We start from the raw sequence: 8,697 nt of genomic DNA, 5'->3' as shown, positions 1-8,697 counted from the left end.
TATAACTTTACCTCAATTTAAATGTTTAGCCATATCAATTATTTATGCCTATATGGCTAAATTTATTTAGCGCGGACACGAAATTATCCTAGTTTAGTTAATTAATATACAATATTAGTGTTACAGTCCATATACATTTACCTTCTTAAGTTGGCATTTTTTTAACTAAAATTATTACAAAGGCGCATTTATTTAACTTTATTTAAACTATTGGTTTTGTCATTTTGATAAATCGTTTTACCTTGGGATTAGCTACTATGTTGAGTCGTTTCTTAATTATTTGCTTGAGTAATATCTGTATTTTTTCAACTTATGCAAACGCACGAGAACCGCACAGTCTACTTAGTATTTCAACTAATGATCAGAACAATTTGGCATTGTTAAATCAACCCAGCACATGGTCTTTAGATAATCTAAATAAAGCTGAATGGTCAGACAATCTTGAAAAAGGCTATCTTCCTGTTTACGCAAAATTACAAGTGCTGTTAAGTCGTCATTATTCATCTCCAGGGGCAATTGATGGCACATTGGGATTAAATACCGTTAAAGCCATTTCGGCTTTTCAGATCATGAAGGGTTTAAGTGGTGACGGAGTGTTAGATGCAAATACTTGGCGGCTTTTAAATGAAGATACGACTCATCCGACGTTTATTGAGTACACCATTACCGCACAAGACTTGAAGGGGCCTTATGCTCAATCTATTCCTGTAGATTATGCTGAACAATCAAAGATGCGAGGTTTGTATTACACTCGCGTGACTGAAATGCTCGGTGAAAAATTTCACATGGATGAATTGTTTTTACAAAAAATAAATTCAGGCGCAAGTTTTAATAAAGTCGGTGAAAAGATTATTGTGGCAAATGTGAAAAACACGTTGCCAAAAAATATAAAAATGATTATCGCGCACAAAGGCTCAAAACAATTATATTTGCTTGATCAACAAAATAAGATGATTGCTTCTTTTCCTGCAACCATTGGTAGTGAAGATAATCCCTCACCATCTGGCACTCATGTGATTGGGAGCATTGTGCCAAATCCACACTACAGCTATAACCCTAAGAATTTTATTCAAGGCAAAAATCTTAAACCTCTTAGTTTACCGCCCGGACCGAATAATCCAGTTGGAAATATTTGGATTGGTTTATCTCGACCTTCTTTTGGAATTCATGGTACGCCAAACCCTGCTTTAATTTCTAAAACAGCTTCGCATGGGTGTATTCGATTGACCAATTGGGACGCAAATAATTTGTCTAAAATTGTTCGCAAAGGCATGACTGTCAGATTTTTGGAGTAGAAGCGGCTTTGTTGCACAAAGATTTTAAATGCAAAGCGCCCCTAATTGAGCCAAATTTAAGGCGTAACTTGGGTAAGTGGTCGACCTAATTCCGTAAATCTGTTAAGGACGACTACACGTGCATGGATCTCATTCACTTGGCTATCAAAACTCCTTGCACTGAGCTTATCGCCTAATAATTTGATGCAATGCATCTTGGTTTCCACCAAACTTCGCCGATGATAGCCTGACCATTTTTTCCATAATGTCCTGCCTAAACGTGTAACTGTTCGAAGTCATTCATTTCGCTCTAGCGAGCTACTCTTTGTATCTTTCCATGGTTTCGCATTTTTTCTAGGTGGAATCACCGCATGTCCTTGCCGATCTGCAATGACCTCACGGCATTGCTTGGTGTCATAAGCTCCATCGGTATAAACAGAATCAATCCGCTCATCTTGTGGAATCTGATTAAGTAAATCACCAAGCACCTGTGAATCACTGACATTATTGGTTGTGAGCTGAATAGCGCGTATTTGTAGGGTTTTAGCATCTATACCAATATGTAGTTTACGCCATTGGCGACGATATTCAGGTCCATATTTCTTGCGTTTCCATTCGCCCTCACCTAGAAACTTCATGCCTGTAGAGTCCATGAGTAGATGCAGCCCATCGCTACTTTTTTGGTAGCTGATTGCAATATCAATATGCTTTTGTCTTCTACAAAGCGTGGTGTAAGAATATCACTGATATTCGGGGCTGCTCATCCGCAAAGTTTAATCAGACTTTGCACAAAGCCAGTGACCATACGTAAAGATAGACGGAATAAGGATTTAATCATTAAGCAGCATTGGATGGCTGCGTCGGAGTAGGTTTGATTTCGCCCTTGTTTGCCTTTTGATGGAGCATACCATTGCGTAGCAGGATCAAACCAAATGGCAATATTTCCGCGACTCATGAGTGCTCGGTTGTATGCGGGCCAATTGGTTGTGCGGTAGATTTTGTGTGTAGGCTTCTTCATTTGAAAATTATATCGCTGAAAAACCCTTTACAGATAGGTTTGTGCAACAAAGCCCTAAAAAGATTAAAAACACTATATATAGTGAAATTTACAATTTAATAACACAATATAGGGCGCACAACCCTTGACTCTCCTATAAAAAATACGTGAATATTATAGCTTATTTTTCAGCCACTTGGCATAAATATGGGGAGACATCAGCATATGTCTATAAAAAAAAAGCTATTGAAAGTCATCGTGTATCTTCAAAAAACTTACAATTAATGTGTTATCCAAAATGTATGCATGCCTACCAAATCTGGATTGCTCTATTTTTTCAGCTTAATGAGAAACAGCAAAACTATCATTTGGATTTTACTTTTCAACAAAAAGTCGACATTCCTGTTCTGACAACAGACAAACCTGATCACTATTTTTTTAGTAGTCATTTCAGCTGGATCTATGCCTATTCTTACAACAAGAATAAAAATGAATTTAAGTTCAGAGCTTATGAAAAAAATAATTCCTACGAATTCACCATCCAGGCTTTAAGCGAAGTAAAGGCCTTACTGTGTTCCGGATTACACCACTCCATTCATGGCTTAGACATCATTGCAAATTGGCTAAATGAAGAATACTTAGCTGCACATCTTCAGGAAGTTTTCGGTCAGAAAGTTTTAACTATCAATTATCTACGAGAATTATCAGGACTGTCTAAATCCAAAAGTCCAGTAAGTTCTATTTCAAATTATGCTGGTCCACTTTCATTAGAAAAAATTCTGGCTGGAATATCATCATGAACGGATATAGTTACTTAGAAGATACTCAAGAATTAAAGCTTGAGCCGTTTCGATACTTCTATCAAGCACTGGCGAAAGCAAAGCTGGAAAATTATCAGGATTCTATCAAACTCAATGACTTCATTAAACCTACTGAAATCGTTGAAATCAACAATATTATAAATCAAAAACTTGCAGACAAATCAATCAGTGACTACCCTCTGGTTCATTATCTTGTTGCAGTTATTAACACCCCATCAGCATATCAATCAACTGCACTGAAATGGGCTATTTTCAATACTCAATGTATCGAGTTACTGAATAGTAAAGAACATACAGCAACTGTAGCTAATCTATGTAGGCGTTTTCGTTTAGCAAGTACAAAGAAAGAATACTATTGGCTTTACAATTTTTTACCGTCTCTTCCAATTGAATTAGAAGAGCTAGTTAAATTTCTAAAAAATACTGAGACTGAAAATGGGGAATTATTTGACGAATCTAAAGAGAGTTTAGAGAAAAGGGAAATGGGCCAACTGGCAGAAATCCGCGTTATTTATACGTATACCCATACTCAATCAGAACGTCAAAAAAGAAATCGTCAAAGTAATCCAAACATCCCAAAACCGTCTCAAACTGACGTTAAAAAGACATTAAGAATTTCACTTGATGGAGAAAAAACATATCAAACTCATTTTGAGCGAGGTGTGGCAAAACAGCCCCTTGAGGATAAAACTGTAGAAAAAGTTGAAGATCATAACTTTGAATTTACTGGATTAGAGCAACATTCTGTCACTGCCCAAATCGTAAATCTGAAAAGTAAAATTCTGCATCAAAACAAGAATGAGCTAATGAGCAAGCCGAATCCTCGGGTCTTCGATTTGCCTACCGCACAGTACATTATGCAAATTTTATTAGAACAGGCAGAAAACTCTCCAATTCATACCCTGCTTTTATTTTCAGTCCTCAGTCTTACTCATTATAAAGATCTGCCGGTATTTCAAAAAAATTTACGAGTCAGTACAAAAAACAAAGAAGTATCACTGCAACCCCAAAAATGTTTCTTTAAGCAAAGCTTTGAAGTCTCTAAATTCAAGGATTTTGTTTTAAGAAAACATCGGTTGAATACCGTGAATTCTTTTACGATTCCTCTGCCTCAATATTATCTGGAAAATCTAAGTCAGTTGAAAAAAATGGATGGTGTTGAGATTGATTCCAAGATACAGGAGTATTTACAAAAAATTAATAAAGGGCTGACCTTCCAGTTAACAACACAAAATCTTCCGCGCTTACTCAGTGATATTGCATTGAATGAACTTGAGTATGAACTGGAAAGCAAATTGCTTAATGGAGAAAGTGTTCAGCACTATATTCCATGCCATTACTCTTCAACACAAATCGTGGATATTATTAATATTTATACTCAAATTCTAACTTTGACTGTTCCTCAGCTGGAAACTGAATATCTTGAAGAATTCAGTAACCCGCATTCTTTTGGTAGTCAGCAGACACCTAATCTACCATTTGTTAAATCATTTTTTCACCAGCTTGACCAACGAGTGCGGGAACATCCGAATCCATTTCAGACGTTAAATCATTATTCAATCTGGCTGTGGCATATTTGCATGCTGATAACGTCAGCACGACCAAGTGAGTCTTTCCCACCCAATCTAGATTATCTTGACCTCGACAATCAATTGATGGCTGTTGCAGATAAAGAGCAGCGTTATTCGGGCACCATTGGACGATATCTACCATTTAACGATTATCTTCGTGATGAAATACAGCATTACCTAAAATATTTAAAATACTTTCTCCACCTCACAAAGGCCTATCTGTCCAATGAACAAGTACAAGCAATCCATGAGGTCTTCGAGGGTGAACGCCCCTTTCTATTATTTTACGATCCACAAGGAGATATCCGAAATTTAGAACTTTCTGATATTCAAAAATTCTGTACAGAAATAGCCCTTCAGCGCAATTGGACCCGCCACTTTGCTCGTTATTTTTTTGCCCAATACTGCAATGAAGATATAGTTAAGGGCATCTTTGGTCATGACGAAGCAATGCAAGGACTGTTTGACCGCTATTCAGCTTTTCAGGCGACTGATTACGATCAAATCAGAACAGCACAAGATAAGCTAATTGAAATATTAGAGCTTAAAAGTATGTCGACATTCAACGGGTTCATGATTAAATGAGCAGACATCCACACTCGCTAAAACGATTAAAAAAGCATAGAGAGAGAAAAGTGTTTCTTTTGCAATTATTTAGCGAAAAATTCACAAAACTGACACCCGAAAACTATCCAGAAATTTTTCGACAAGTTGACGATCGACTTTTAGAGCACTATAAGTCAAATATCCGAAGCTACCAGATAGCACGTATAGAATTTGCTAAATATATTAAGCGCTTTAATCGTTCATCGAATCAAAACTATCCGGTGCCCGCCGCTCCCATTAAGCACGAAAGAACTCCTCCCGAGCAAAATATTGAAACCTTAAAACATGGTAAAAAAGTTACTCAATTTGCCCAAAATATGATTGCTTACTGGACAAAACATAATGACTTCAGTCTAACTCAATCACTTGGCTTCTGTTTGATCAGTTCAATATTATTTAATGGCATTTATAATGAGAACGAACTACAAAAGTTTTTAAAAATCATTTTAAAAACAAAGAAATTTCAAAGTTTTTTAAACCTGAATCATATTGTTTCACTTGATATCCCGAACCGGAATTTCGGTAATCAGCGTATATATGACCCTGATTTTTCAGTCAGCTATACCAAAACGTTTGTGCTACACGACATTGTGAAATGCTGGATCTACAGACTAAAACATCAAAAATTTGATTTATTTTCGGATATTGAAGATGCAGAACATCTGATTAACGCTTGTATTATTGAATGCTTCCCTGAGGAAAAGGTGCGTTGTAAAGACCTGTTAAAATACGGTTTTTACTATACACAGTTCCTGAAAAACAGCGGGCTGGATCAAATGTCCATTTGTATCTTAAAAAATGAAATTTATAGTTCCAGTCCTCTCGAAAAACAATTAGCAGCTTATTTTAGTCAGCCTGAACCCACGCCTACCCATACGATTCAGGAAGTTTATGAAAACCCTCAAGACCAGTCTAAAGTCACTATTGCATTAGATGTTGCCGATATTTTAGTAGAAATACGTCAAGCTATTCGTGCAAAAAACTATAGCGATCAACTCATAGAATTATATGCTAAAGAACAATCTCCAGCCTTGGAACGTTTGCTGCTGTGGAGCATACTACGCTCAAAATTAACGGAACCTCAACTGGACCTTCTAAATCATATTATTCAGCAGCAGCAACGATTTAAGCGCAAGCTTATACGTGCAGATTTTCAGCCGCTCAAGCAAAGTTCTCTGAAGACCATGTTTTCACAGTTTGCAGTCCATTGGCTGCAGGCAACGCAAGACAAAGATATTTCATCATTTTCAGATGCTGATTTTGAAGATCTGTATGGAGAAATGCTTCTATTAAAGAAAGAAACAACTAGAGCAACTCTACAAAAACGTCTACAGGAGTTTCATCACAAACAGACCTTATTTTTTAACGCACCCACTGTTGATCTGGATAATTTAATCCAGGTAAAAATCTGCAGAACCGCATTGATCTCGCCCCATATTTTTCACCACATGCTAGAGCAGCTCGAAAATACTCAAAATATTTCGATTCAGGATAAAAATATATTTAAACTGATTTTTATTTTGGGGTTCAGAGTCGGACTACGGATCAATGAAACATTGAATATCTTCGTACGTGATCTATTTATTAGTGAAGATGCTATGATAATCACTATTCGCAACAATCGCAATAAAAATCAAAAAAGCTACTCAGCTTACCGCAAGATTCCCCTGCATCATCTACTTAAAGCCGACGAATTACATGCATTTAAAACATATAGTCTGAATAGAAAACGTCTGCTAAAAGAACAAGGAAAATCAGTTGCACAACCGCTGTTTTTAAAACAGTCCTTAGAAGAAACTCATGAAAATGAAGTGAATTCCCTATTGAAACAATTGATCCAGCCAGTTTTTGGAGAACACAATTTTACTTACCATAGTCTGCGCCATTCTGCATTTAATCATCTTTACCTGATTTTAAAAAACTCAACACTTTCAGATGCATTTACTGACTATAGCCCACATGAGCAATTACGTATCCGTTATGCATTGTTGCGAAACAGAAATACTCAGCAAACCTGGTATGCACTTTCTCATTTTGCCGGGCACCTAACCCCTGACACGACCTGTTCAAGCTATCTGCATTTAATGCATCTGGCAATTAGCTACCAGCTGAATCAAATGCACAGCCCACTTCCTAAAGAAGCCTATTTTAATATTCTGAAACATGATGATGCTATTAAATATCCTGTTCAGCAACGGGCGATCAAACAGTTTTTATTTGATCAACTCACTAAAGACCGTTACAGGCAACATGATCATCAATATAAACCAGAACAACAGAAATCGCCTGATTCACTGATGCTAGGAGCTCATGACTCAGAGATGACTTTTGAATTATTGCATCACATTCTTGCAGTAGAAAAAGAGCAAGATCTTCTGTTACCTGAAGCCATTCCTTTGCAAATCGCGCAAAAATTACGTGCCAGAGCCCTACATTTGAAAACCTCCTGTGTAAACCAAAAAAAATCATCGAGGTTATTTACCACAGATTTTTTAAGGAAAACTCCGAATGCATTGGTCACCATGTTGCCAACCAATCAGGAGGAAAAAAAAGTCATTCAACATGTTCAGGAGCGTTATGCAAATGTACAAAGTAAATACAAAAAACAGCTTCATACGATCTACTCAATTTATCTTGAAAAAGTTCAGCCCAATTCAGCCCAGTTAATTTTTGAACTGAATGAAAAACGGCAACTGAAGAAACTTCTTTCTTTTATTCATAGTTTATTTCCGAAAAAATATCTTCATTTAGAACTCTCTCAACAGAGCAAGACAGAGCTCAAAAAGACATTACAGGATTTAACATTACGGGCAGAAAACTTCAGCTTGAATGAAAATGAAAGGCGAATTAAATTCTGCTTCAAAAGTAAAGATGCAAAAGTACTTGGGGTATTCAAGTTACTGATGTATCTCATGATAGTTTCTCATCTTTAAGCTGCTTGTAATAAAAATTTGAACTCTGAGCAACGATAATCAAATAGTATAAACTCTAGGGGCTTTGTTGCACAAAGATTTCCTAACTATATGATTTTATAGGATTTGATTGTTTTTCAGTCAGGATTTTAATTTAATAAAATCAATGGCTTATATATTTATGCAAGGCTTTGTTGCATAAATATTTTGCAAGATGCTGATTTTTAAGGGTTTTCCTAAAATTTTAATAAAAATAAATATAATAAAATCATAGTGTTAGCTATTTGTGCAACAAAGCCCTATGAAATTATTAGTTCGATTTGTAAGGTTGTAATCCGATTCAGGAATATCGCTCATGATCTATTACCTAGACAAATTCAAGCAGAGACTCTCCAAATGATCCAAAATAGGATTGAGCATAATATTCATTTATTGAATTGAATATAAAACATTTTCATGAGGATTAACAATCATTATATTAAATCATATACTGTTGTTATTTTTCATGAAAATCAG

4 protein-coding genes and 2 pseudogenes are annotated in these 8,697 nt (G+C 36.1%); 5 read left to right on the top strand and 1 reads right to left on the bottom strand.

What is annotated here, in order from left to right:
• Positions 1-257 precede the first annotated feature (257 nt).
• Complete coding sequence (locus LZP46_RS00435) at positions 258-1,295, top strand: L,D-transpeptidase family protein (RefSeq protein WP_136695037.1); 1,038 nt, start codon at positions 258-260, stop codon at positions 1,293-1,295.
• A gap of 56 nt (positions 1,296-1,351) precedes the next feature.
• Here LZP46_RS00435 and LZP46_RS00430 read toward each other — a convergent pair.
• Positions 1,352-2,292, bottom strand: a pseudogene (locus tag LZP46_RS00430) (IS5 family transposase).
• Positions 2,293-2,438: 146 nt separating this feature from the next.
• Here LZP46_RS00430 and LZP46_RS00425 point away from each other — a divergent pair.
• The 4 genes and pseudogenes from LZP46_RS00425 to LZP46_RS00410 all read left to right on the top strand — a co-directional run.
• Positions 2,439-3,071, top strand: a complete 633-nt coding sequence (locus tag LZP46_RS00425) for a hypothetical protein (protein ID WP_227515211.1) — start codon at positions 2,439-2,441, stop codon at positions 3,069-3,071.
• A complete protein-coding gene (locus tag LZP46_RS00420; protein ID WP_070153700.1) occupies positions 3,068-5,248 on the top strand; it encodes a hypothetical protein in 2,181 nt (726 codons plus the stop codon). The genes LZP46_RS00425 and LZP46_RS00420 overlap by 4 nt, the downstream gene beginning before the upstream one ends.
• Entirely contained in the window at positions 5,245-8,202 is a 2,958-nt protein-coding gene (locus LZP46_RS00415; protein ID WP_178318964.1) for a tyrosine-type recombinase/integrase, read from the top strand. Before LZP46_RS00420 ends, LZP46_RS00415 begins: the two co-directional genes overlap by 4 nt.
• Before the next feature lie 282 nt (positions 8,203-8,484).
• A pseudogene (locus LZP46_RS00410) lies at positions 8,485-8,622 on the top strand (type II toxin-antitoxin system HipA family toxin); the annotation flags it as partial.
• Positions 8,623-8,697 lie beyond the last annotated feature (75 nt).

The sequence above is a fragment of the Acinetobacter sp. SCLZS86 genome, from assembly GCF_021560715.1.
GTDB classification, from domain to species: domain Bacteria; phylum Pseudomonadota; class Gammaproteobacteria; order Pseudomonadales; family Moraxellaceae; genus Acinetobacter; species Acinetobacter towneri_A.
The sequence above is the reverse complement of the archived record's forward strand: the minus strand, read 5'-3'. Positions and strand labels throughout refer to the sequence as shown.